This is a genomic window from Amycolatopsis sp. lyj-23 (assembly GCF_046549135.1).
Taxonomy (GTDB): domain Bacteria; phylum Actinomycetota; class Actinomycetes; order Mycobacteriales; family Pseudonocardiaceae; genus Amycolatopsis.
Map to the genome: position 1 here is coordinate 119,566 of NZ_JAJPWN010000016.1, position 23,757 is coordinate 143,322.

24 protein-coding genes are annotated in these 23,757 nt (G+C 71.5%); 11 read left to right on the top strand and 13 right to left on the bottom strand.

What is annotated here, in order from left to right:
- The first annotated feature begins 108 nt into the window (after nt 1-108).
- The 3 genes from pdxH to ACLJPY_RS35055 all read left to right on the top strand — a co-directional run bounded on the left by pdxH (nt 109) and on the right by ACLJPY_RS35055 (nt 3,207).
- A complete protein-coding gene (gene pdxH, locus ACLJPY_RS35045) occupies nt 109-786 on the top strand; it encodes a pyridoxamine 5'-phosphate oxidase (protein ID WP_410595273.1) in 678 nt (225 codons plus the stop codon).
- A 583-nt stretch (nt 787-1,369) separates the two neighbouring features.
- Nucleotides 1,370-2,638: an MFS transporter gene (locus tag ACLJPY_RS35050; RefSeq protein WP_410595407.1), complete on the top strand. Its 1,269-nt coding sequence runs from the start codon at nt 1,370-1,372 to the stop codon at nt 2,636-2,638.
- A gap of 23 nt (nt 2,639-2,661) precedes the next feature.
- Nucleotides 2,662-3,207, top strand: a complete 546-nt coding sequence (locus ACLJPY_RS35055; protein ID WP_410595275.1) for a DUF3558 family protein — start codon at nt 2,662-2,664, stop codon at nt 3,205-3,207.
- A 55-nt stretch (nt 3,208-3,262) separates the two neighbouring features.
- Here the strand turns inward: ACLJPY_RS35055 and ACLJPY_RS35060 are convergent, their stop codons facing one another.
- The 3 genes from ACLJPY_RS35060 to ACLJPY_RS35070 are packed head-to-tail and all read right to left on the bottom strand — an operon-like array spanning nt 3,263 to nt 5,498.
- On the bottom strand, nt 3,263-4,087 hold the full coding sequence (locus tag ACLJPY_RS35060; protein ID WP_410595276.1) for an MBL fold metallo-hydrolase: 825 nt from the start codon (nt 4,085-4,087) through the stop codon (nt 3,263-3,265).
- Nucleotides 4,084-4,920, bottom strand: a complete 837-nt coding sequence (locus ACLJPY_RS35065) for an MBL fold metallo-hydrolase (protein ID WP_410595277.1) — start codon at nt 4,918-4,920, stop codon at nt 4,084-4,086. The genes ACLJPY_RS35060 and ACLJPY_RS35065 overlap by 4 nt, the downstream gene beginning before the upstream one ends.
- Entirely contained in the window at nt 4,920-5,498 is a 579-nt protein-coding gene (locus ACLJPY_RS35070) for a TetR/AcrR family transcriptional regulator (RefSeq protein ID WP_410595278.1), read from the bottom strand. Before ACLJPY_RS35070 ends, ACLJPY_RS35065 begins: the two co-directional genes overlap by 1 nt.
- 66 nt (nt 5,499-5,564) lie before the next feature.
- Here ACLJPY_RS35070 and ACLJPY_RS35075 point away from each other — a divergent pair, with 66 nt between their 5' ends.
- Genes ACLJPY_RS35075 through ACLJPY_RS35085 form a run of 3 tightly spaced genes read left to right on the top strand, consistent with a single transcriptional unit; the run spans nt 5,565 to nt 8,169 of the window.
- Complete coding sequence (locus tag ACLJPY_RS35075; RefSeq protein ID WP_410595279.1) at nt 5,565-6,470, top strand: aldose 1-epimerase family protein; 906 nt, start codon at nt 5,565-5,567, stop codon at nt 6,468-6,470.
- Nucleotides 6,437-6,931, top strand: a complete 495-nt coding sequence (locus tag ACLJPY_RS35080; protein ID WP_410595280.1) for a GNAT family N-acetyltransferase — start codon at nt 6,437-6,439, stop codon at nt 6,929-6,931. Before ACLJPY_RS35075 ends, ACLJPY_RS35080 begins: the two co-directional genes overlap by 34 nt.
- Nucleotides 6,932-6,951: 20 nt before the next feature.
- Complete coding sequence (locus ACLJPY_RS35085; RefSeq protein WP_410595281.1) at nt 6,952-8,169, top strand: amidohydrolase; 1,218 nt, start codon at nt 6,952-6,954, stop codon at nt 8,167-8,169.
- Nucleotides 8,170-8,233: 64 nt separating this feature from the next.
- On the opposite strand, the gene ACLJPY_RS35090 is transcribed toward ACLJPY_RS35085, so the two are convergent.
- Together ACLJPY_RS35090 and ACLJPY_RS35095 are read right to left on the bottom strand one after the other, a co-directional pair.
- The gene (locus tag ACLJPY_RS35090) at nt 8,234-8,779 is read right to left on the bottom strand and encodes a Uma2 family endonuclease (RefSeq protein WP_410595282.1); all 546 of its coding nucleotides are present in this window, start codon (nt 8,777-8,779) and stop codon (nt 8,234-8,236) included.
- A gap of 49 nt (nt 8,780-8,828) precedes the next feature.
- Complete coding sequence (locus tag ACLJPY_RS35095; RefSeq protein WP_410595283.1) at nt 8,829-9,965, bottom strand: acyl-CoA dehydrogenase family protein; 1,137 nt, start codon at nt 9,963-9,965, stop codon at nt 8,829-8,831.
- A gap of 100 nt (nt 9,966-10,065) precedes the next feature.
- On the opposite strand from ACLJPY_RS35095, the gene ACLJPY_RS35100 reads away from it, so the two are divergent.
- The 4 genes from ACLJPY_RS35100 to ACLJPY_RS35115 all read left to right on the top strand — a co-directional run bounded on the left by ACLJPY_RS35100 (nt 10,066) and on the right by ACLJPY_RS35115 (nt 14,551).
- The gene (locus ACLJPY_RS35100) at nt 10,066-10,647 is read left to right on the top strand and encodes a TetR/AcrR family transcriptional regulator (RefSeq protein WP_410595284.1); all 582 of its coding nucleotides are present in this window, start codon (nt 10,066-10,068) and stop codon (nt 10,645-10,647) included.
- Nucleotides 10,648-10,688: 41 nt separating this feature from the next.
- The gene (locus tag ACLJPY_RS35105; RefSeq protein ID WP_410595285.1) at nt 10,689-11,630 is read left to right on the top strand and encodes a carbohydrate kinase family protein; all 942 of its coding nucleotides are present in this window, start codon (nt 10,689-10,691) and stop codon (nt 11,628-11,630) included.
- A 197-nt stretch (nt 11,631-11,827) separates the two neighbouring features.
- Nucleotides 11,828-13,144 (top strand): citrate synthase, encoded by a 1,317-nt coding sequence (locus ACLJPY_RS35110; RefSeq protein WP_410595286.1) that lies wholly within the window; start codon nt 11,828-11,830, stop codon nt 13,142-13,144.
- Between the two features lie 60 nt (nt 13,145-13,204).
- The gene (locus tag ACLJPY_RS35115; RefSeq protein ID WP_410595287.1) at nt 13,205-14,551 is read left to right on the top strand and encodes a cryptochrome/photolyase family protein; all 1,347 of its coding nucleotides are present in this window, start codon (nt 13,205-13,207) and stop codon (nt 14,549-14,551) included.
- 389 nt (nt 14,552-14,940) lie between these two features.
- On the opposite strand, the gene ACLJPY_RS35120 is transcribed toward ACLJPY_RS35115, so the two are convergent.
- From ACLJPY_RS35120 to ACLJPY_RS35145, 6 genes are all read right to left on the bottom strand, one after another.
- Complete coding sequence (locus ACLJPY_RS35120; protein WP_410595288.1) at nt 14,941-16,131, bottom strand: ABC transporter permease; 1,191 nt, start codon at nt 16,129-16,131, stop codon at nt 14,941-14,943.
- The gene (locus ACLJPY_RS35125; protein ID WP_410595289.1) at nt 16,128-17,042 is read right to left on the bottom strand and encodes an ABC transporter ATP-binding protein; all 915 of its coding nucleotides are present in this window, start codon (nt 17,040-17,042) and stop codon (nt 16,128-16,130) included. Before ACLJPY_RS35125 ends, ACLJPY_RS35120 begins: the two co-directional genes overlap by 4 nt.
- Nucleotides 17,035-17,583 carry a hypothetical protein gene (locus ACLJPY_RS35130; protein WP_410595290.1) on the bottom strand — a complete coding sequence of 183 codons (549 nt, stop codon included), beginning with the start codon at nt 17,581-17,583 and terminating at the stop codon, nt 17,035-17,037. The genes ACLJPY_RS35125 and ACLJPY_RS35130 overlap by 8 nt, the downstream gene beginning before the upstream one ends.
- A complete protein-coding gene (locus ACLJPY_RS35135; protein WP_410595291.1) occupies nt 17,580-17,849 on the bottom strand; it encodes a helix-turn-helix transcriptional regulator in 270 nt (89 codons plus the stop codon). Before ACLJPY_RS35135 ends, ACLJPY_RS35130 begins: the two co-directional genes overlap by 4 nt.
- A 359-nt stretch (nt 17,850-18,208) precedes the next feature.
- Nucleotides 18,209-19,747, bottom strand: a complete 1,539-nt coding sequence (locus ACLJPY_RS35140) for a glycerol-3-phosphate dehydrogenase/oxidase (RefSeq protein WP_410595292.1) — start codon at nt 19,745-19,747, stop codon at nt 18,209-18,211.
- Entirely contained in the window at nt 19,744-20,307 is a 564-nt protein-coding gene (locus ACLJPY_RS35145; RefSeq protein ID WP_410595408.1) for a TetR/AcrR family transcriptional regulator, read from the bottom strand. Before ACLJPY_RS35145 ends, ACLJPY_RS35140 begins: the two co-directional genes overlap by 4 nt.
- A gap of 97 nt (nt 20,308-20,404) precedes the next feature.
- On the opposite strand from ACLJPY_RS35145, the gene ACLJPY_RS35150 reads away from it, so the two are divergent.
- Nucleotides 20,405-22,024 carry an FAD-binding oxidoreductase gene (locus tag ACLJPY_RS35150; protein ID WP_410595293.1) on the top strand — a complete coding sequence of 540 codons (1,620 nt, stop codon included), beginning with the start codon at nt 20,405-20,407 and terminating at the stop codon, nt 22,022-22,024.
- Here ACLJPY_RS35150 and ACLJPY_RS35155 read toward each other — a convergent pair.
- Entirely contained in the window at nt 22,002-22,556 is a 555-nt protein-coding gene (locus tag ACLJPY_RS35155; RefSeq protein ID WP_410595294.1) for a gamma-glutamylcyclotransferase family protein, read from the bottom strand. The two genes, ACLJPY_RS35150 and ACLJPY_RS35155, sit on opposite strands and share 23 nt — an antisense overlap.
- A 65-nt stretch (nt 22,557-22,621) precedes the next feature.
- A complete protein-coding gene (locus ACLJPY_RS35160; protein ID WP_410595295.1) occupies nt 22,622-23,719 on the bottom strand; it encodes an S-(hydroxymethyl)mycothiol dehydrogenase in 1,098 nt (365 codons plus the stop codon).
- Between the last annotated feature and the right edge of the window lie 38 nt (nt 23,720-23,757).

A 23,757-nucleotide genomic window follows, 5' to 3' on the forward strand; every position in this document is an offset into this window, starting at 1 on the left:
CGAGGTGTCGGGTGTCACCGTTAGGTGGGTTCCGCTGCCGGTCGCGAGGCCTTAACGTGCCTAGGGCCGAAGTCGACTGATGCTCTGACCGGGCGTGGAGGTTTGGCGATGATGCCGGAGATCGAGGACCAGGTGGAAGACGCCGTAGTACGCCTTCCCGGAATGCGCGTGGCCTACGACGGCGCCGCGTTCGACGAATCCGCTCTCGCCGCCACCTGGACCGATCAGCTGCAGGGCTGGCTGAACCAGGCGGTCGCGGCGGGCATCGCGGAGCCGAACGCGATGGTGCTGGCCACGGCCGACGCCGAAGGCCGCCCATCGTCCCGCACGGTGCTGTGCAAGGGCCTCGACGACCGCGGCGTGGTGTTCTACACGAACTACACGTCCTCGAAGAGCCACGACCTGACGGCGACCCGCTACGCGTCGGTGACGTTCCCCTGGTACGCGCTCCACCGCCAGGTCCACGTCCGCGGCGAGGTCGAGAAGGTCGGCGTCAAGGAGACGGCGGAGTACTGGGCCCAGCGCCCGCGCGGCTCGCAGCTGGGGGCGTGGGCGTCCCCGCAGTCCCGAGTGGTGGACGGCCGGCGCGCGTTGGACAACGCACTGAACGGCATCGAGCGCCGGTTCGCGGATGTCGAGCAGATCCCGGCGCCCCCGCACTGGGGCGGGTGGCGGATCCGGCCGGACATGGTCGAGTTCTGGCAGGGGCGGGAAGACCGGATGCACGACCGGCTGCGGTATGTGCGGAACGATGATGGGTGGGGCGTCGAGCGGGTGGCGCCGTAGGTTTCGGCGGGCTGTCCACAGGCCGGTCGTGATGTGGACAGCCCAGCCGCGGCGGCGGCTTTTCGGGGTTTTTGCCGGTGGTCGCCGATAGAATGGACCTGGGGACGCCCCCCTGGGAGCGGCGGGGGCCGCGTGGGTGTGGGTGTTGCCGGGGGGACTGCAAAAACCCTCCACCCCGAAGCCTGATTGTGACTACGGACGGTGGCACCGCGTCAAGGCGGGAAAGCGTGCCTTGACCCGGCGCCACCGTCCGTGTTTTTGGCTTCGTATCGGGGTGGCGGGGGAGGTCTGGATGGGGACGCCGGTCATGCTTCGGCGTGCCGGTCAGGCGCCTTTGGCCGGCGCAACGACTCTGCCGGGCGTTGCCCAGGCTGGTGCTGTCACTCTGCCGGAGCGCCCCAAGGCGGCCTTGGTTGCTCCTCCCATGCCCCCACCGCCACCCTCAACGGAGGCGCTCCGCGCCGCAGTGCCGATTCGACGCACCGAAGGCCGCCTTGGGGCGCTTGGGTCGCGACGTAAATCACCTGCGCGGAGATAGTTAGCCCGGCTAAGCTGATGTGTCGTGACTTCCGAACCGGAGACCGTGCCGCCTCGTGCGGGCGGTGTGCGCGGACTCCTCGGCCGCATCATCGTCGACACCCGGCCGCTCAAGATCCCGGCCTTCCGGCGGCTTTGGCTGTCCACTGTGGTCACCGCCGTCGGGACGCAGCTGACCGCCGTTGCCGTGCCCAAGCAGGTCTTCGACCTCACCGGGTCCTCCGCCTACGTCGGCCTCACCGGGCTCGTCGCCCTCGTTCCGCTGCTCATCTTCGGGCTCTGGGGCGGGGCCGTCGCCGATGCCGTCGATCGGCGGAAGCTGCTCGTCGTCACCAACGTCCTCGTGGCGATCACCTCCGCCCTGCTCTGGCTGCAGGCGTTCCTGAACTTCGGCTCCGTGTGGCTCGTGCTCGGCCTGCTCGCCGTCAACCAGGCGCTCTTCGCGATCAACATGCCCACCCGCGGCGCCGTCGTCGCGCGGCTCGTGCCCGCCGAACTCCTGCCCTCGGCCAACGCCCTCAACTCCACCATGTCCACCTTCGGCGCCGTCTTCGGGCCGCTGCTCGCCGGGGCGCTGATCCCCGTCCTCGGCCTGTCCACCCTCTACCTCATCGACGTCGTCGCCCTCACGATCACGCTCTTCGCCGTCTGGCGGCTGCCGTCGATTCCGCCGCTCAACGGTCCCTCCCGCCGCGCCGGTCTCGGTGACGTCGTCGACGGCTTCCGGTACCTCGCCGGGCAGAAGATCCTGCTGGCCTCCTTCGTCGCCGACATCATCGCCATGGTCTTCGGGATGCCGCGCGCGCTGATCCCGGAGATGGCCGAGCGCACCTTCGGCGACCCGCCCGGCGGCGGGCCCGCGCTCGGCTGGCTCTACGCCGCCCTGCCGCTGGGCGCCATGCTGATCGGGCTCTTCTCCGGCTGGCTGACGCGCATCCACCGCCAGGGTGTCGCGGTCGTCGTGTCGATCTGCGCGTGGGGTGCGGCGGTGGCCGGGTTCGGGCTCGCGCACTCGCTGTGGCTCGCCGTCGTCTTCATGGCGCTGGCCGGCGCCGCGGACATGGTCAGCGCCGTCTACCGGATGGCGATCCTGCAGGTCGCGACCACCGACGAGATGCGCGGACGCCTCCAGGGCGTCTTCACGGTCGTCGTCGCCGGCGGCCCGCGGATCGCCGACCTCACCCACGGCTGGGGCGCCGCCGCCTTCGGCACGACGGCCGCCGCGAGCGTCGGCGGGCTGCTGGTCATCGTGCTCGTCTGCGCGTCGATGTTCGTGCTCCCGGCCTTCTGGCGCTACCGGGCACCCACGGCCTGATCGATCCGGGCTAGGGTGCGGACATGCGTACCTTGGTTGTCGCTTTTGTCGCGTTCGCCGCGTTGACCGCCTGCTCTTCGGGGGACAAGCCCGCACCCTCGTCCTCCGCGGCGCCGAAGCCCGCGCCGAGCACGAACGCCGCGGCCGCCTCGCTCGACCCGTGCAAACTGCTGCCCGCGGAGGCCGTGTCGAAGGCGCTGTTCCTGGACAACCTCAAGGCGGTCCCGGGCTCGGTCCAGGACAAGGCGGCCAACGGCGGCAAGGCGCGCACCTGCGAGTACCAGCACGACGGCAAGGCAGCCGGCGCGCTCGCGGTGACCCGCTACGAAGGCAAGCAGGGCAAGCCCACCGAGATCGTCGCGTCGATCAAGAAGGCCAAGCCGGGTGCGAAGGACGTCCAGGGCTTCCCGGACGGCGCCGTCTACTACGTCGACGAGCAGAAGACGGCGACGCTCGCCTCGGCCGAACTGGTGGCGGGCACGCCGGTGGTGGTCAACTACACCGGCCCGGCGAAGCTGACGCCGGAACAGCTCGCCCCGCTCGTCAAGCAGGCCCTCGCGGCAGGCTGATCACGTCCGGTCGGCGGTCGCGTCGGGCCCGGTCAAAGGTGGTGCCCGTCAAGGCTCACCGGCGCAGGGCGGCCAGCTCGACCGGGCTGTGCGCCGAGAACACCGTGACCTCGTCCTGGTGGTCCCGCGCCAGCTCGTGCAGCCTCGCCAGGTTCTCCAGCCGCGGCCCGCGCAGCGTCTGGACGAGGTTCTGGAACGCCGTCAGGCCCGGTGGGCAGTGCGGGGCCACCGGGTCCAGCTGGCCGTGGAAGAAGTACGCGTCGCCGGCGTGCAGGAGCCAGCCGGTGCCCGTGTCGATCGCCACGCCCGTGTGGCCACGCGTGTGGCCCGTCAGCGGGACCAGCAGGATCTCCTCCGGCAGGCCCTTCAACGACCGGACCGCCTCGAAGCCGAACCACGGCTCGCCCGTCTCCGCGTAGGTGCTCCACAGCGGACGGTGCGCGAACTGCGCCGCGCGGTAGCGGTTCTTCTCCGCCGCGTTCGCCGGGGCCGTCGCCCCGCGGTGCTCCTCGGCGCGGACGTGCACGACGGCGTTCGGGAAGTCCGCCAGGCCGCCCGCGTGGTCGACGTCGAGGTGCGTCATCACGACGTGCCGGACGTCGGCCGGGTCGAGGCCGAGCGCCTTGATCCGGGCGACCGCCGTCTCGGCGGCCTCGACCCGGGCACCGACCATCGCCATGAACGGGCGGCCCAGCCACTCGGCCGGGCGCGCCACGCCGTTGGTGCCGAACCCGGTGTCGACCAGCACCAGGCTGTCGCCGGTCTCGACCAGCAGGCAGTGGGCGACCAGCTCCGCGCGCCGCAGCAGGCCGGGTTCGCCGTCGAGCAGCTTGCCACCCGCCGGGCGCATCGTTCCGCAGTTCAGGTGGTGCACCTTCATACGCTGCTCCTGGTGCTCAGCCGGAGGAATTGGGTCTCGTCGTGCGCGGCGAAGACGCTCACCTCGTCGCCGTGCTCCTGAACAAGCTGGCGCAGGCGGCGGTGATTGTCCAGCCGGGCACGCGGCACCGTCTCCATGCGGCCCTCGAACCACTTCAGCCCGGGCGGGCAGTGCGGCGCGGCGGGATCGACCTGCCCGTGGAAGAAGTACGAGTCGCCGGCGTTCAACAGCCAGCCGTGGCCGGTGTCGACGGCGACCCCGGCGTGCCCGCGCGTGTGCCCCGCCAGCGGGACCAGCAGGATCTCCGACGGCAGGCCGTCGAGCGGCCGGACGGCGTCGAAGCCGAACCACGGCTCGCCGGTGTCCGCGTAGGACGTCCACTGTGGACCGTGGGCGAACTGGATCCGGCGGTAGCGGCCGCGTTCAGCGGTGTCCCGCGGCGACTGGAACGCCCGCAGCTCTTCGGCGTAGACGTGCACCCGGGCCCACGGGAAGTCGATGAGCCCGCCGGCGTGGTCGAGGTCGAGGTGGGTGAGCACGATGTCCCGGACGTCGGCCGGGTCGAAGCCGAGCGCGCGGATCTGGGCGATTGCCGTCTGCGCGGGGTCGGCGATCGGGTTGGACTGGCGGACGAACCCGGCACCCAGCCAGGCGGTCCGGTCGATCGCCGCCGGTGTGCCCATGCCGGTCTCGACGAGCACGAGACCGGTGTCCGTTTCGAGCAGCAGGCAGTGGCAGACCATGGTGGCGCGCCGGAACAGGCCCGGCCTGCCGTCGACGAGCTTGCCGCCCAGCGGGCGCAGGGTGCCGCAGTTGAGGTGGTGGACGCGCATCAGGAGAACTCCCGGTCGAGGGTGGTGTGCAGGTGGGTGGCGACGGCGCGCAGCGGCGCGAGGTCGCGGCGGGTGCGGGCCAGCAGCAGCCCGCCTTCGATCGCGGCGAGCACGATGGTGGCGAGCTCGTCGGCGCGCTCCGGTGAAAGACCCTGTGCGGCAAAGTAACCGCGGAGGGCTTCGTGCCAGGACGCGTAACCTTCCATGCAGGCTTCGCGGATGGGCTCGCTCGTCCCGGCGGCGTCGAGAGCCACCGTCGCGAGTGGACAGCCGCGCTGGAAGTCCGATCCGGTCAGGAAACCCGCGAGCGCGTCGACCGCGCGGTCGATCGCCGTCGCGGGATCGGGAGCGTCGTCCAGGATGGCCTCCAGGAGCGCGCCGGTGCGCTCGCCCGACAGCCGGACGGCCTCGGCGGCCAGTTGCTCCTTGCCGCCGGGGAAGTGGAAGTAGAGCGACCCCTTCGGCGCGCCGCCGGCCGTCGTCAGCTGGGTGAGGCCGGTGGCGTGGTAGCCCTGGGTCTGGAACAGGTCGGCGGCGGTGTCGAGCATCCGCTGCCGCGTGTCGGTGCGGCGAACCATGAGCAGACCTTAACCCGAACTATGACGACCGGTCTAGTGAATTCGCGGCTCGGTAAGGTCGTGCCCATGGGCAACCCGACCGGTCAGCAGTTCGAGATCACCCGCGGCAACGCGCGCGCCGTCGTCACCGAAATCGGTGCCGGGTTGCGTGCGTTCGAAGTCGGCGGCGTGCCGTACGTCGAGGAGTTCCCCGAGGACGCGAAGCCGCCGTTGGGCGCGGGGCAGGTGCTGCTGCCCTGGCCGAACCGCACCAAGGGCGGCCGGTGGACGTTCCAGGGGGAGGAGCAGCAGCTCGAGATCACCGAGGAGGCGCGCGGCAACGCCATCCACGGCCTGACCCGCCACCTCGAGTGGGAGCTGGTGGAGCACGCCGAATCGTCGATCACCCTGGCCGTCGACGTCGCGGTGCAGCCCGGCTGGCCGGTGCCGCTGCGCGCGACCGTCACCTACGAGCTCGCGCCGCGCGAACTGACCGTCACCCACGAAATCCGCAACGAGGGCGAGCAGCCGATCGGGGTCGGGGTCGGCACGCACCCGTACTTCCGGATCGGTGACGTCCCGACCGACGAGCTGACGCTGACGCTGCCCGCCAGCCGCGTCCGGCCGTCGCTGCCGGACGAGCAGATGCCGTACGCGCCGGAGCAGGACGTCGAAGGCACGGAGTACGACTTCCGCGCCGGCCGCGTGCTGGCGGGGGTCAACCTGGATACGGCGTTCGGCGGCCTGGCCGCGGCCGAGGACGGCACCCACCACATCGTCCTCAGCCACGAAGGCCAGGAGCTGCTGGTCTGGACCGGCCCGGACTTCCACTGGGCGCAGGTGTTCACCCCGGACGACCTGAACGGCCGCGGCCGCGCGGTCGCGATCGAGCCGATGACCTGCCCGGCCGACGCGCTCAACACCGGCACCGACCTCGTCGAGCTGGCGCCGTCGGCGTCGTGGTCGGGCAGCTGGGGCATCCGGGTCCGGTGACGCCGCTGCGCCTGGACGCCGCCGACGCGGGCGAAGTCCTGACGCTGCAACGCGCGGCGTACGTGACGGAGGCTCGCGCGCACGGCGACCTGGACCTGCCGCCGTTGCTGGAGACCCTGGAGCAGACGCGGGCGGCGCTGGCCGGCCTGTCCTGGGGGATCCGCGAGGCGGGCCGCCTGGTGGCGTCGGTGCGCCTGACCGTGACCGGGCCGGTCGGGGTGATCGGCAGGCTGGTGGTCGCCCCGGACCGGCAGGGCGCCGGCCTGGGCGGCGGTCTGCTGCGGTTCGCGGAGGCGGCGGCTCCGCCGGAGGTGACGCTGTTGCGGCTGTTCACCGGCTCGAAGAGCGTGGGGCCGCTGCACCTGTACGCGAAGAACGGGTACCGGGAGACGCACCGGACGCCGGAGAACAACCACGAGCTGGTGCACCTGGAGAAGGCCCGCGTGCGCGTCCCCGGGTGAGTTCGTTAGCGTGGCGAACTATGGCGAAGGCAATTGTCGGGGGCTATGTCGTCCCCATCGACGGTGATCCCATCGACGGCGGCACGGTCCTGATCGACGGCGGCAAGATCGTCGCGATCGGCACCGAGGCCGACGTCGACATCCCGGAGGACGCCGAACTGGTCGACGCGGCCGGCACCTGGGTGCTGCCCGGCTTCATCGACGCCCACGCCCACCTCGGCGTCCACGAGGACGGCGAAGGCTGGGCCGGCAACGACACCAACGAGATGACCGACCCGAACGGCGCCCGGTTCCGCGCGGTCGACGGCATCGACCCGTACGAGCCCGGCTTCGACGACGCGCTGGCCGGTGGCGTGACGAGCGTCGTCATCAAGCCCGGCTCGGGCAACCCGATCGGCGGCCAGACGATCGGCGTCAAGACGTGGGGCCGCAGCATCCTCGACATGACGTTCGCCGAGCACGTCAGCGTGAAGAGCGCGCTCGGCGAGAACCCGAAGCGTGTGTACGGCGACAAGAAGCAGACGCCGTCGACACGCCTGGGCGTGGCGGCCATCCTGCGCGAGGCCTTCACGAAGGCCCGCAACTACCAGGCGAAGCGCGCGCACGCGGAGTCCGAGGGCAAGCCGCACGAGGTCGACCTGACGCTGGAGACGCTGGCGAAGGTCCTCGACGGCGAGCTGTACTGGGACCAGCACGTCCACCGCGCGGACGACATCGTCACGGCGATCCGGCTGGCCGACGAGTTCGGCTACAAGCTGGTGATCAACCACGGCACCGAAGGCCACCTGATCGCGGACCTGCTGGCCGAGCGGGACGTCCCGGTCATCCTGGGCCCGCTGTTCACCACGAAGTCCAAGGTCGAGCTGCGCAACCGGACGCTGCGTTCGGCGGGCATCCTGGCCCGCGCGGGTGTCCGGATCGCCATCACCACGGACCACCCGGTGATCCCGATCAACTTCCTCGTGTACCAGGCGGCCCTGGCGGTCAAGGACGGCCTCGACCCGGCGACGGCCCTGCGGTCGCTGACGATCAACCCGGCGTTGATGCTGGGCCTCGACGGGCAGATCGGGTCACTGAAGCCGGGTCTGGACGCCGACGTGGTGCTGTGGTCGGGCGACCCGCTGGACGTCATGAACCGGGCGCTGCGCGTGTTCGTGCGCGGCGACGAGGTTTACCACTTCGACGAGTCACTGGGCGAGGGCGTGTCGAAGGACCGCCGGTACCGGGAGACTCGCTGAGGTTCGGGCGGCACGCCGGTGACCGGGCGGTTCCGGCGTGCTGCCCGTCTGTTCACCCGGAGAGTCACCCGAGGAGCGCGTCCAGGTCGAGCACGACCGGGAACGGGATGTCGGCGGTGAAGGTGCCGGTGACCGCCGGCGCGTCGAGGTAGCCGGACGGCCCGGCCCGGCACGCGACCAAGGACACCGGCTCGGCGATGTCGACGATCCAGTAGTGCGGGATGCCCGCGTCGGCGTACTCGTCGTGCTTGACCTGGTAGTCGGTGCGCTTGGAGTCCGGGGCCACGACCTCGGCGACGACCAGGACTTCGTCGGCGCGGAACAGCCCGTCGCCGCGGGTGGTGGCGGCCCAGCCGACGATCAGCAGGTCCGGCCGGCGGGCGAAGCCGGGTTCGCCGCGCGGCGCGAGGCACAGGTCCAGGTCGTTGCGGACGACGAACGCGAGCCCGCGCGGCAGCTGCCGCTCGAGCTGGCCGGCCAGCAGGCAGACGGCGACGTCGTGGCGGCGGCCGGAGCCGGGCGAGGTCACCAGGCGGCCTTCCACCAGCTCGGTGAAACCGGCGCCGCCGAGCGCCGCGTACTCCTCGATGGTCAGCAGATGACCGGTCATCACCCCACGTTAACCGTCGCGCACGGGGGACAGCCCTCGCTGGATCGGGTCATGCCTGCTTCAGCTCGCGCGCGATGACCACCCGCTGGATCTGGTTCGTCCCCTCGAAGATCTGCGGCACCTTCGCCTCGCGCATGTACCGCTCCACCGGGAAGTCGCGCGTGTACCCGGCCCCGCCGAGGACCTGCACGGCGTCCGTCGTCACCTTCATCGCGCCGTCCGTCGCCACCAGCTTGGCGATCGACGCCTGGCGCTTGAACGGCATCCCGCGGTCGCGCCGCCGGGCCGCGTCCAGGTACAGCGCGCGGGAGGCCTCCACCGTCGCAGCCATGTCCGCCAGCAGGAACTCCACGCCCTGGAGGTCGATGATCGGACGGCCGAACTGCGAGCGCCCCTTCGCGTACGCCACCGCTTCGTCCAGCGCCGCTTGGGCCAGGCCGACCGCGCAGGCCGCGATCCCGAGCCGTCCCGAGCTCAGCGACGACAGCGCGATCCGGAGCCCGTCGCCCGCCGAGCCCAGCAGCCGCTCGGCCGGGACCCGGGCGCCGTCGAAGACCAGCTGGGCCGTCGGCGAGCCGGTCAGGCCCATCTTGCGCTCGCGGGGAGCCGCCGAGAGGCCTTCGGTGGCGCCGTCGACCAGCAGGCAGGAGATCTCCTGCTCGCCCGTGCGGACCATGGTCGTGTAGAAGTCCGCCACCCCCGCGTGGGTGATCCACGCCTTGGTGCCGTTGACGACGTAGTCCGAGCCGTCGAGACGCGCCCGCGTCGAGAGCGCCGCCGCGTCCGAGCCCGCCTGCGTCTCCGACAGCGCGTACGCGCCCAGCAGCGACCCTTCGAGCATGTCCGGCAGCCACCGGTCGCGCTGCTCCTCGGTGCCGTACTCCGCCAGGGCGTAGCAGGACATCGTGTGCACCGACAGGCCGACGCCGACCGTCATCCACGCCGTCGCGATCTCCTCGAGAACCTGCAGGTATACCTCGTACGGCACCTCGCCGCCGCCCCAGCGCCCGCTGTAGGGCAGGCCCAGCAGACCGGACTTCCCCAGCAGGCGGAACTGCTCGCGCGGGAACTGCTCGGCTTCCTCGGCCGCCGCCGCGCGCGGGGCGAGTTCGTCGCGCGCGATTTCCCTGGTCAGCGCGACGAGCTCCTCGGCCTCGGAGTTCGGCAGCAGGCGTTCGGCGGGCATCGTTGTCCTCCAAAGCGGTACTGAAAACAGTACTGACGATCCGCTCAGAGTACAGTACGACGGGTCTGGGTGGCCGGAAGACGTAGGAGATAGTGAGCCGATGCGCCCCGCACCCCGCCGACGGCCGACAGCTCGCCAGCGCGCCCTGCTCGCCGACCTCGAGGCGCTCTTCCTGGCCGAGGGCTTCGCCGCCTTCACCCTCGACGACCTCGCCGGCCGCCTGCGCTGCTCGAAGTCGACGCTCTACGCGCTCGCGCCCAGCAAGGAGCAGCTCGCCGTCAAGGTCGTCACCCAGTTCTTCCGCGGGGCGGCGGAGCGGATCGAGGAGCGCATCGCCGGGATCGACGACGCCCGGAAGCTCATCGGCGAATACCTGGCCGGCGTCGCCGAGCACCTCAACCGGGCGTCCGCGGCCTTCATGCGCGACCTCGCGGAGTTCGGGCCCACCCGGGACGCCTACCAGCTCAACAGCCGGTTCGCCGCGACCCGGCTCCGGCAGTTCATCGACAAGGGGGTCGCCGAAGGGGTGTTCCGGGACGTCCACGCCCGCCTGGTGGCCGAGATGACCGGGCTGATCATCGAGGGCATCCAGACCGGCGTGCTCGCCCAGCGGACCGACGTCTCCGACGCCGACGCGTTCACCGCTTTGGGGGAACTGCTGCTCGGGGGGCTCGACAAATAGCGGACAGGAATTGTCAGCCCCGGGTCAATTAAACTCCCCGCGTGATCGTCGTAGGCGGAGAAGCTCTGGTCGACCTGGTTCCCGGCGACCCCCTGGATTCCACTGTGGACGGTGGGCTGCGCGCGCTGCTGCCGCGGCTCGGCGGCGGCCCGTACAACGTCGCGCTGGCCGCCGGCCGGCTCGGCGTGCCGGCGGCGTTCCTCTCGCGCGTCTCGACCGACCGCTTCGGCGAAGCGATGGTCGAGCGGCTGCACGCCTCCGCCGTCGACACTTCGCTGCTGCAGCGCGGCGACGAGCCGACGACGCTGGCCGTCGTGGCGCTCGACGCGAAGGGTGCCGCGCGCTACACCTTCTACGTCGAGGGCACCGCCGACCGGCTGGTCGCCGATCCGGGGCCGCTGGCCGAGGGTGTGACAGCGCTCTCACTCGGCACGCTCGGCATGGTGCTGGAGCCCGGCGCTTCGGCGTACGAAGCGATGCTGCGGCGCGAAGCGGCCCGCGGCGTGCTGACCGTGCTGGACCCCAACATCCGCGAGGCGCTCATCAGCGACCCGGCCGCCTACCGCGCCCGGTTCGCGTCCTGGCTGCCGGACGTCCGGCTGCTGAAGGTCTCCGACGACGACGCCGCCTGGCTCACCGGCGGCGCGGACCCGGTCGCCGCCGCGAAGACGTGGATCGAGTCCGGTGTGGACGCCGTGGTGCTGACCCGGGGCGCCGACGGGCTCTCGGTGATCACCGCCGCAGGTGAGCTGGCCCACGTGCCGTCGCGCAAGGTCACCGTGGTCGACACCATCGGCGCGGGCGACACCGTGCACGGCGCGCTGCTGGCCTGGCTGCACACCCACGAGACCACCGACCTGGCGTCCCTCGACGCCGGCGCGTGGCGCGAGGCACTCACCTTCGCGGCGAAAGCGGCGTCGATCACCGTGTCGCGCAGCGGGGCGGAACCGCCCACGTCCGCCGATCTGGCGGCCACCGTGTGAACCTGGTCCCAAAGGGGGCCCCAGGAGCAACGTCACCGCTGCGCGGAGGCAGGTTTCTCGACTAACGTTGAGGGGCATTCTTCATACCCCAGCGGGGCGGTGTGCAGCGAGGCGCCAGTGTTTCCTCGCGTGAACACGTGGCTACCTGTGAAACGTACAGGCGCCGCCGGCCCGTGCCCAACGTGAGAGGGACTTGCATGTCCGACGCGACGACTGCGGGGCAGTCCGGCGGCGAAACCGCGAAGCTGACCCTGCCGAGTGGCGAGCACGAGTTCAAGATCGTCCACCCGGTCGAGGGCGCGCCCGGGATCGAGCTGGGCAAGCTGCTGGCGCAGACGGGGTACATCACCTACGACCCCGGTTTCGTCAACACCGGTGCCGCGTCGTCCGCCATCGCCTACATCGACGGTGACGCCGGCATCCTCCGGTACCGCGGGTACCCGATCGAGCAGCTGGCCGAGAAGTCGACCTTCGTCGAGGTCTCCTACCTGCTGATCTACGGCGAGCTGCCGACCGAGACCCAGCTGGCCGACTTCACCGAGAAGATCCAGCGCCACACGCTGCTGCACGAGGACCTCAAGGCGTTCTTCAGCGGCTTCCCGCGCGACGCGCACCCGATGCCGGTGCTGTCCAGCGCGGTGTCCGCGCTGTCGACCTTCTACCAGGACTCGCTCGACCCGTTCGACGAGCCGAACGTCGAGCTGTCGACCATCCGGCTGCTGGCCAAGGTCCCGACCCTGGCCGCGTACGCGTACAAGAAGTCCGTCGGCCAGCCGCTGCTGTACCCGGACAACTCGCTCGGCCTGGTCGAGAACTTCCTCCGGATGACCTTCGGCTTCCCGGCCGAGCCGTACGACGTCGACCCGGACGTCGTCAAGGCGCTCGACCTGCTGTTCATCCTGCACGCCGACCACGAGCAGAACTGCTCGACCTCGACCGTGCGCCTGGTCGGGTCGTCCGAGGCGAACCTGTTCGCCTCGATTTCGGCCGGCATCAACGCGCTCTTCGGCCCGCTGCACGGCGGTGCGAACGCGGCCGTCCTCGACATGCTCGAGGGCATCCAGGCCGACGGCGGCGACGTCGCCAAGTTCGTCGAGCGCGTGAAGAACAAGGAAAAGGGCGTGAAGCTGATGGGCTTCGGGCACCGGGTCTACAAGAACTACGACCCGCGCGCGAAGATCATCAAGAGCACCGCGGACGAGATCCTCGGCAAGCTGAAGGGCGGCGACCAGCTGCTCGACATCGCGAAGAAGCTCGAGGAAACCGCGCTGTCCGACGACTACTTCGTCGAGCGGAAGCTGTACCCGAACGTGGACTTCTACACCGGCCTGATCTACCGGGCGCTGGGCTTCCCGACGAAGTTCTTCACGGTGCTGTTCGCGCTGGGCCGGCTCCCGGGCTGGATCGCGCACTGGCGCGAGATGATCAACGACCCGGCCACCAAGATCGGCCGCCCGCGGCAGATCTACACCGGCCACGCTTCGCGGGACTACACCCCGATGTCGGAGCGCTGATTCGATTCAAGCGAACGTCCCGCCGTGCACCCGCACGGCGGGACGTTTACGTTTACCGTCGTGACTCGAGAAGCGCCGGTCGTCCTGTGGTTCCGCCGCGACCTGCGGCTGGGCGACCACGCCGCCCTGCTGGAGGCGTCGCGCCACAGCAAGCACGTCCTCGCGTTGTACGTCCTCGACGAGGCGCTGCTGAAGCCCGGCGGTGCCCCGCGTGCGGCCTTCATGTCCGGGTGCTTGGAGAAGCTGAACGAGCAGCTCGGCGGGCGGCTGATGCTGGTGCACGGCGAGCCAGCCGTCGAGGTCGTCCGCGCGGCGCGCGAAATCGGGGCGGCCGCGGTGCACGTCAGCGCCGACACCGGGCCGTACGGCCGCCGCCGCGACGCGTCCGTGGCGAAAGCGCTGGCGGAGCAGAACATCGACTGGGTCGAGACCGGCTCGCCGTACGCCGTGACGCCGGGCCGCGTCACCAAGCCGGACGGCAGCCCGTACCGCGTCTTCACGCCGTTCTTCCGCGCCTGGACCGCACACGGGTGGCACTCACCCGCGGACACCGGACCGTCCCTTGTGGACTGGGTGTCGCCGTCCCGCTCCTTGGCGGTTCCGCGCGCGCCGAAGGTTTCCGCTGTGCTGCCCGAGCCCGGTGAGCGGGCCGCGCTCGACGTCTGGCACGCGTTCCTGCGCGACGGCATCGACTCCTACGACGAGGACCGCGACCGGCCGGACCGCGAAGGGACCACGCGCCTTTCGCCGTACCTGCGCTGGGGCTGCATCCACCCGCGGACGATCCTGGCCGACCTGGCCGAAGACGACCGCGTGGGTGCGAAATCACTGCGCAGCGAGATCTGCTGGCGCGAATTCCACGCCGACGTCCTCTGGCACCGCCCGGAAACGGCGCGCGAGAACTACGACAAGCGGTTCGACGCGATGAAGCACGACGACGACCGCGAAGCCTTCGAGCGGTGGTGCGAAGGCCGGACGGGCTACCCGATCGTGGACGCCGGCATGCGGCAGCTGCTGGCCGAGGGCTGGATGCACAACCGGGTGCGGATGGTCGTCGCAAGCTTCCTGGTGAAGGACCTGCACCTGCCGTGGTGGCTGGGCGCCCGCCACTTCATGCGGCACCTGGTGGACGCCGATCTGGCGTCGAACCAGCTGAACTGGCAGTGGGTCGCCGGCTGCGGCACCGACGCGGCCCCGTACTTCCGCGTGTTCAACCCGACGACCCAGGGCGAGAAGTTCGACCCGAACGGCGACTACGTGCGCAAGTACGTGCCGGAGCTGCGTTCGGTGCCGGGGAAGGCGGTGCACAAGCTGAAGGACCGCCCGGCGGAGTACCCGGAGCCGATGGTCGACCACGCCCACGAACGCCAGGTGTCCTTGGAGCGGTACGCCAAGATCACGACCTGACGAGCGCCTTGACCCGCCACACGACGGCACGGGCGGGATCGCCGGTGGAGCTCGGCTCGATCCGCTCGACGGTGACGCCTTTCGGTTCGTAGGAGGTGCCCCGCCGAATCTTTGCTCGCCCAACCGGAGGTCCCCCCCCCCAGGGGACCCCCTGATTTCACGTTACCGCAGGGGTCAGACAGTTTCGGGTGGTCAGGCCGCGGCTTTCGCGTTGGCCGCGGAGTGCGAGATGTGCAGCCGTTCGGCGTCGGTCGGCGACTGCGCGGTCAGGCGTCGAGCAGTCGCGGACCTGTGCGGCCGTGCCGATCAGCGGCGCGTAGTGGGCCCGGACGTGCGTCTCGCCGAACCGGCGGATCGCCGCGACGTCGCCGGGCCCCGCCGCCCGCACCTCAGCCACGCAGGGCCTCCGACAGCTTGATCCGGCTGCCGATCCGCAGCACGCTGTTGCCGTAGATCTTCCCGCCGACCCAGGTGAGCAGGGCGATGAGCGCGACGGTCAGCGCCAGCGACAGCCCGATCTCCCAGCCCGCCGCCGCGCCCGTCGAGATGCGGGCCGGCATGAGGATCGGCGACAGCAGGGGGATCAGCGAAACGATCCTCGTCGCCGCGCCCGCCGGGTTCTGGACCAGCAGGTTGAAGCCCGCGATGAACCCGACCACCAGGATGATGTTCAGCGGCCCGACCACCGACTGGGTGTCCTCCTGCCGCGACACCAGCGACCCGAGCGCGCCATACACCGTGGCGTACAACAGGAAACCCAGCAGGTACCAGAGCAGACCCCACAGCGCCGCGCCCGTCGCGAAGCCGGACAGCGTGAACACGCCGGTCACCGACGCCGCGCCCAGCCCCACCACCGCGAGGATCACCAGCTGCGTCAGGCCGACCAGGCCGAGCCCGATCACCTTGCCCAGCAACAGCTGCCACGGCCGCACGCTGGCGAGCAGGATCTCCACGACCCGGCTCGACTTCTCCTCGACGACCCCCTGGGCGACCATCATCCCGTAGGTGATGATGCTCATGTACAGCAGGAACGCCACGACCAGCCCGACCACCAGCCGCTGCGTCTGGTCCGCCGGCTGCGGCGAGAGCGGGTCGTCCTGGACGTGGGTGCCGTGCACCCTGGTCATCACCTCGGCCGGTTCGAGCTGCGCGGACGACAGGACGCCGTCGAGCACCTGCTGCTGGGCGACCTGGTCGAGCACCCGCCGCAGCTGTTCGTCCAAAGAGGACTTGTACGTGGCGGTCAGCTGCGCCGCGCTGCCGGAGACGAGCGCGTCGACGTCGCCGTTCTCGACCTTTTCCCGGCCCTCCGCCGGATCGGTGACGACGACCGTGCTGATCTCGCGGCCGGCCAGCGCCGCTTCGGTCTGCAGCTGGCGGGCGATCCCGATCGCCTGGCCGGTCAGCCCGACGGTGTTCTTGTCCGACGAGCCGGCCAGCGACGTCTGGAAGAAGACGTAACCCAGCAGCAGCACCAGCAGCACACCGGTGCCGACCACGAACGACCGCGTGCGCAGCCGCGTGTTCAGCTCGCGCTTGGTCACGAGCCAGACGGCCCGTCGGCCACTCAGCGTCCTCATCGTGGTTCCCCCTTCTCGGACACGGCGTCGCGGAACAGCTCGGTGAGCGACCGGCGACGGCGGCTGAACTCGGTGACCGGGCCGGTCGCCAGCGCGGCGGCGAGCACGGCCTGGTCGTCCGCGCCCGGGTCGAGGTCGAGCACGGTGGTGGCGCCGTGCTGCTCCAGCACGCGCACGCCGGGCAGGCCCGCGGCCCAGCCGAGGTGCGCGGACGGCGCCGTCACGACGAGCTTGCTGCGCGCGCCCGCGGTCAGTTCGGCGACCGTGCCGACGGCGACCATGCGGCCGCCGCGGATGATCCCGACCCGGTCGCACAGCCGCTCGACGAGGTCGAGCTGGTGGCTGGAGAACACGACCGGCACGCCCGCGGCGGCCTTCTCCCGCAGGACGCCGCTCATCACGTCGACGGCGAGCGGGTCGAGGCCGGAGAAGGGTTCGTCGAGCACCAGCACCGCGGGGTCGTGCACCAGCGCCGCGGCGAGCTGGACGCGCTGCTGGTTGCCGAGGGACAGCTTCTGCACCTCGTCCTTGCGGCGTTCGGCCAGCCCGAGCCGGGTGATCCAGGTTTCGGCGTTGCGGTGGGCTTCGTTCGTGTCCAGGCCGTGCAGCTCGGCGAGGTAGACGAGCTGGTCGAGGACCTTCATCTTCGGGTACAGCCCGCGTTCCTCCGGCATGTAGCCGATGCGCGTGCGGGTCTCGTGCGTGATCGGTTCGCCGTCGAAGCGCACCTGACCACCGTCGGCGGCCAGCACGCCCAGCGCGATCCGCATGGTGGTGGTCTTGCCGGCCCCGTTGCTGCCGACGAACCCGAACAGCTCGCCGGCGCGGACGTCGAAGGTGACGCCGTCCAGCGCGACCTTGGCGCCGTAGCGCTTGGAGATCCGGTCGATCTCCAGTGTCCCCTCAGGCATGCCCGATCGCCTCCTCGAAGTCCGCGGGGTCGTCGTCCGGCAGCGACCAGCCCAGCAGGATCGGCGGGATGGTCGTGCCGGTGACGAGCAGCGCGGACAGCATCATCGCCCCGCGCGAGCCGCCGTCCTCCGTGCCGGCGATCAGCAGGCAGTAGAAGACCGCGATGACCATCAGGTAGCTGAGGATCTGGTAGGCGGTGTAGGTGACGCGGTGGCGCCATTCGCGCTCGCGCTCGTCGAGCAGGCGGGAGAAGCCACCGCACATCACGCCGGTCAGGGTGCGCAGCAGCACGAACGCGCTCCCGCCGACGAGGATCCCGGTCAGCCACAGCACGGGGAAGACCCAGGTGTCCCCGACGCGGAAGCCGGCGGCGCCGCCGATCAGCACGAGGTCGGCGGCGACGAGAACGACCGCGAGCGGCCGCCGGTGCCGCCGGTTGCGCCACGCGGTCAGCTGCTGAGCGCGGCGGCGTTCCTTGGCTTCCAGCTTGTCGAGCCGGCGTTCCCAGTAGGCCGCGAACCGGCCGGTCGGTACGGTCATGCTCCCCCCTCGCGGTAGACCTGGGTCGAAAGCGGCGTGAACGGTTCGCGACTGAAGACGGCCTCGACGGGTAGGTCGAACACCGCGCAGATCCGGAACGCCAGATCCAGGCTCGGATAGTGGTCACCCCGCTCGAGGGCGCCGATGGTCTGCGGATTGACATCAACGGCCCCGGCAAGGGCGGCTCGGGTCATCCCGCGCTCGGCCCGGAGCACGGGAAGCCGGTTGTAGATCGGCAGCTCCTTGCCGCGTCTGACCGGACTCATGAACGTACTGTTGCAAAAACCCAACGAGAGGTCAACTTAAGAGAACATCAAGGCGAGTTGTGCACAGGGTGGTCGACTTGTGGACAACCAGGGCCGCTGGAGGCTTTTCGACGGTTCCGGTCGGGGGTGGGCGATAGAATGGACTTGGGGACGCCCCCCTGGGAGTGGCGGGGGCTGTGTTGGCTGGCGGGGGCTGTGTTGGCTGGCGGGGGCTGTGTTGGCTGGCGGGGGCTGTGCCGGCTGGCGGGGGCTGTGCCGGCTGGCGGGGGCTGTGCCGGCTGGCGGGGGCTGTGCCGGCTGGCGGGGGCTGTGCCGGCTGGCGGGGGCTGTGCCGGCTGGCGGGGGCTGTGCCGGCGGGATCAGCCCAACCCCGCCAGCGATTTGTCGACCAGTTCCGCCACCCGCTCCCGCGCCGCCTCGGCGTCCGACGGGATCAACGCCAGCCGCGTCCGGCGTTCCAGTACGTCCTCGACGTCGAGCGCTCCTTCGTTGCGGACCGCCCACACCACCTCGGCCGCCGTGATCTCCGTGGCCGGTCCGATCGGGGCCGCGAACTCCGCGTCCAGCTCGCCCAGCGCCGCCACCCGCGGGGCCTCCGTGCCGTACCGGGCCACCATCCGGGGCGGGGCGTCCACCAGGGACAACTCCGCCCGGGGCGCCGCGCCCAGCAACGGCAGCCGCGCCGTCCGGCAGGGTGCTGCGGGAAGCCCGGCCGAACGCACCGCCGCGTCGACCGCGTCCTCGGCCATGCGGCGGTACGTCGTCAGCTTGCCGCCGACCACCGTCAGCAGCCCGTCCGATCCCGCCAGGACCGCGTGCTTGCGCGACAGGTCCGCCGACCGGCCCCCGCCTTCGACCAGCGGGCGCAACCCCGCGTAGGAACCCGCGACGTCGGCCCGGGTCAACGGCCGGGCGAGCACCGAGGACGCCAGCGACAACAGGAAGTCCACATCGGACGGAGGCACGTCCGGCACCGGCGGGATCGGGCCGGAGACCGGCTCGTCCGTCAGTCCCAAGTAGACGCGGCCGTCCGGCTGGGGCAGCAGGAACACGAACCGGTTCGTCTCCCCGGGCACGCCGATGTTCACCGACGACGTCCCCATCTGCACCGTCCCCGGCGCCAGTACCAGGTGCGATCCCAGCGACGGCCGCAGCCGCACCGCGCCCGTCAGCGTGCCCGCCCACACCCCCGTCGCGTTGATCACCTGGCGCGCGTGGATGTCCACAGTGGAACCCGAGAGGGCGTCGCGCGCCGTGACCCGGTCCGCCGTGAGCGAAGACGCCGACAGCCGCGTGAGGATGCGCGCGCCGAACGACGCCGCCGTGCGGGCGAGCGTGACCACCAATCGGGCGTCGTCGACCAACGCGCCGTCGTAAGCCAGCAACGCGCCGCGCAAGCCGGTGGCCGAGAGGCCGGGCGCCAGGGCCAACGCGAGCGCGGGCGGGATCGAACGCGGCCGCGGCAGCACCGAAGACGGCGTGCGCGCCGCCCGGCGCAGCACGTCGCCCGCGTGCAGGCCGGCCGCGATCACCCGCTCCTGGACGCGGGATGTGCTGGGGTACAACGGGAACAGCTGGGGCATCGCGCGCGTGAGGTGCGGGGCCGTCCGCGTCATCATGACGCCGCGCTCGACCGCGCTCTCGTGCGCCAAGCCGAGTTCGCCGTGCGCCAGGTACCGCAGGCCGCCGTGCACCAGCTTCGATGACCAGCGGGACGTCCCGAACGCCAGGTCGTGCGCCTCCACCAGCGCCACCGACAGGCCCCGCGAAGCCGCGTCCAGCGCGATACCCGTGCCGGTGACACCGCCGCCGACCACGACGACGTCCACGCGCTCGCCCGAGGCCAGCTCGGCGAGCTCGCGTTCGCGGCGCCGCGCGTTGAGCGAGCCGGACGTCATGGCCGCAACGCCGCGTCGAGCACGTGCGTGAACTCGGCCATCAGCGCCGCCTCGTCGACGTCCGCCGTGGCCGGCCGCAGCGAAAACGCGAAGGATTGCACCACCAGCAGCACCGAACGGGACTGCACGGCGACCGGCGCCCGCCGGATCGAGCCGTCGTGGTGGCCGGCCTCCAGGAGCTGGTGCAGCGCCTGCTCGGCGAACTTCTGCGTCGCGCCGAGCCGCTCCACGATGTACGGGAGCACCAGCTCGGGGTCGACGTCGAGCAGCGTGCGGAACAGCGGGTCGGCCGACAGCGCGCGGACCCCGGCCGCCGCGATGAGGACCAGCCGGTCGCGGCTGTGCGCGGCGTCCGCGCCGCCTTCGCTCGCCGTGCGCAGCAACCCGCTGAACTCGCGGGTCATCAGGGCGGCGAGCACGCTGCGGACGTCGGGGAAGCGACGGTAGACCGTCATCCGGCTGACGCGGGCGGTGCGGGCGATTTCGGCGAGTGTGGTGCGGCGCACACCGACGGCCAGCACGCACGAGCGCGCGGCGTCGAGCAGCACGTCATCGGCCACCCGGGTCGCCGTCTGGCGGCTGCGGGTGTCCGCGAGCGCGGAGGAGCTCGCCGTCTGCGTGGTGTGACGTTTTACGTCCATATGTCACACTGTAGTCGTGAACGCTCTCATTGACCACCGCCTCCGCCGGTCCTGGACCGCGGAAGCCGCCGGCGCCGCCCCGCTGCCCGCGCGGGCAGTCAAGTGGCTTGAACAGCGTATCGGTCCGGTCGCCCCCGCTGCCGCCCCCGCACGCGAAATGCCGGTGGAAATACCGTCCCCGAAACTGGCCGAACCTGCTGTGGAAGCGCTCGCGAAGGTGGTCGGCGCGGAAAACGTGCTGGTCGACGCCTCGGCGCGGCTGGAGCGGGCGACCGGGCTGTCCTACCTCGACCTGCTGCGCCGCCGTTCGCCGTCGGCGGAGTTCCCGGTGCCCGACGCCGTCGTGCTGCCCGCGGACCCGGCCGAGGTCCAGGCGGTGCTCGACGTCTGCGTCCAGCACGACGTCGGGGTCGTCCCCTTCGGCGGCGGCACGTCGGTGGTCGGCGGCGTGGCCGCGCTGAGCGGCGAAAAGACGTCGGTGATCGCGCTCGACCTGGTCCGGCTCGACGCGCTGGTGTCGGTGGACGCCGGGTCGCGCATCGCCGTCCTGCAGGCGGGCGTCCGCGGACCCGAGGCCGAGCGGCTCCTCGGCGAGCACGGCCTGACGCTGGGGCACGTCCCGCAGTCGTACGAGCGCGCCACGATCGGCGGCTTCGCGGCGACGCGCTCGGCGGGCCAGGCGTCGTCGGGTTACGGGCGCTTCGAGGACATGGTGACCGGCCTGCGGCTGGCCACCCCGCGCGGCGAGTGGAAGCTCGGCGTCGCCCCGGCGTCCGCGGCCGGGCCGGACCTGCGCCAGCTCGCGGTCGGCAGCGAGGGAACACTCGGCGTCATCACCGAAGTCGCGCTGCGCGTGCGGCCGGCGCCGCGGGTCCGGCGGTACGAGGGGTACGCGCTGCCGGGCTGGGCGGCCGGCGCCGAAGCGGTGCGTGACCTCGCGCAGCACCACGCGCTCGCCGACGTCACCCGGCTGTCCGATGTGGACGAGACCGAGGTTTCCCTCGCGCTGAACGCGAGCTTGAAGACGGCGGCGCTGCGCCGCTACCTGGCCGCGCGGGGCGTGTCGCGGCCGTGCTTCCTCATCGTGGGCTGGGAAGGCACCGCGCACGACGTGGCGCTGCGCCGCCGTGAGACGGTCCGCCGGCTGAAGGCCGCGGGAGCTGTCCGCGTCGGCAAGGCGCTCGGCGAGTCGTGGCGGCACGGCCGGTTCGCTGGGCCGCGGCAGCGGGACACGTTGCTGGACATGGGAATCTGCGTCGAAACACTCGAAACGGCCGCGTACTGGTCCAATGTGGACGAGCTGCGCGACGACGTCCGCGCGGCGCTGACGGCCGCACTCGGCCGGGCGATCATCATGTGCCACATCTCGCACGCGTACGAAACGGGGGCGTCGCTGTACTTCACCGTGCTGACGGCCCGCGACGGGACCGACCCGGTCGGCCAGTGGCAGCGCGCCAAGGCGGCGGCCTGCGAGGCGATCACCGGACTGGGCACGATCTCGCACCACCACGCCGTCGGCGTCGACCACGCGCCCTACCTGAGCGCGGAAATCGGCTCGCTGGGCGTCGAAGTGCTGCGGGCGGCCAAGTCCGCGGTGGACCCGACCGGGATCCTCAACCCGGGAAAGCTGGTGTGACGACTTCGCAGGGCACGCCGTGGCCGTCGGCGGCGACGCCTTCGAGCTTCGCCGCCTCGGCCTGCGGGACGTCGGACGTGCGCACCGGCACGCCGTCGACCAGCAGCGGGTAGCGGATCGGCGCGGCGCCGACGTAGGTGTGCACCTCGGTCAGCCGGGTGCCGTCTTCGAGCGTGATGCCGGGTTCGGTGAGCCGGGCCAGGTGGTAGCGGGTGCCGCGGCCTTCGCAGCGGTCCAGGACCGCCAGCTGCTCCGGCGTCACGAACCAGACGGCGTGGTCTTCGACGCCGTCCAGCGCGGTGAGGGTGGCCGGGCGCTGGTCGTCGACCACCCGGAAACCGGCCGCCCACACGGCGGCGAGCCCGGCGCAGCGCGCGTGCGCCACGACGACCGGGCCCGCCAACCCGAGCCGCGCCCGCAGCCAGGTGATCTTCGACGGGTTCGCGTTCGAGCCGTAGGCCAGCACGGCCAGCCGCTCGCGCCAGCCCTCGGGCGCGGTGTCGAGCGGGTGCCCGACGCCGTCGACGTGCACGAACGAGTGACCCGGCCGGGTGCCCGGGTAGGGCTCGGCCGGGTACTCGTCGTCGGTGAACAGGGTCAGAACGTCACCACGCTGCGCAGGACGTCACCGTGGTGCATGCGCTCGAAGGCCTGCTCGACGCCGTCGACGCCGATCCGCTCGGTGACGAACTTGTCCAGCGGCAGCCGGCCCTGCAGGTAGAGGTCGACGAGCATCGGGAAGTCGCGGCTCGGCAGGCAGTCGCCGTACCACGACGACTTGAGCGAGCCGCCGCGCGAGAAGAAGTCGATCAGCGGCAGGTCGTCGAGCCGCATCTCCGGCGTCGGGACGCCGACGAGCACGACCGTGCCGGCCAGGTCGCGTCCGTAGAACGCCTGCCGCCAGGTTTCGGGGCGGCCGACGGCGTCGATGACGACGTCCGGGCCGAACCCGCTGGTGGCGTCCTGCATGGCTTCGACGACCTGCGCTTCGCTGAGGCCCTTGCTGTTGACGGTGTGCGTCGCGCCGAAGTCCTTTGCCCAGGCGAGCTTCCGGTCGTCCGTGTCGATCGCGACGATCGTGGTGGCCCCGGCCAGCTTGGCGCCGGCGATGGCGGCGTCCCCGACCCCACCGCAGCCGATGACGGCGACCGAGTCCCCGCGCGTGACGGCGCCGGTGTTGATGGCCGCGCCCAGCCCGGCCATGACCCCGCAGCCGAGCAGCCCGGCGACGGCGGGCTCGGCGGCCCGGTCGACCTTCGTGCACTGTCCGCTGTGGACGAGCGTCTTCTCGAGGAAGGCACCGATGCCGAGGGCGGGCGAGAGCTTGGTGCCGTCCTGGAGCGTCATGGGCTGGGCGGCGTTGAAGGTGGAGAAGCAGTACCACGGCTTGCCGCGCCTGCAGGCCCGGCAGGTGCCGCAGACGGCGCGCCAGTTGAGGATGACGTAGTCGCCGGGTTCGAGATCGGTGACACCTTCGCCGACGGCCTCGACGACCCCGGCGGCCTCGTGGCCGAGCAGGAACGGGAAGTCGTCGTTGATCCCGCCTTCGCGGTAGTGCAGGTCGGTGTGGCAGACCCCGCAGGCCTGCACGTTCACGACGGCTTCGCCGGGACCGGGATCGGGCACGAGGACGGTCTCCAGCGAGACGGGCTCGCCCTTCGCCCGCGAAACGACCCCCTGGACCTCGTAGGGCATTCGAACCACCTTCCCGCTGCGCTGCTGGTCTTCCGCAG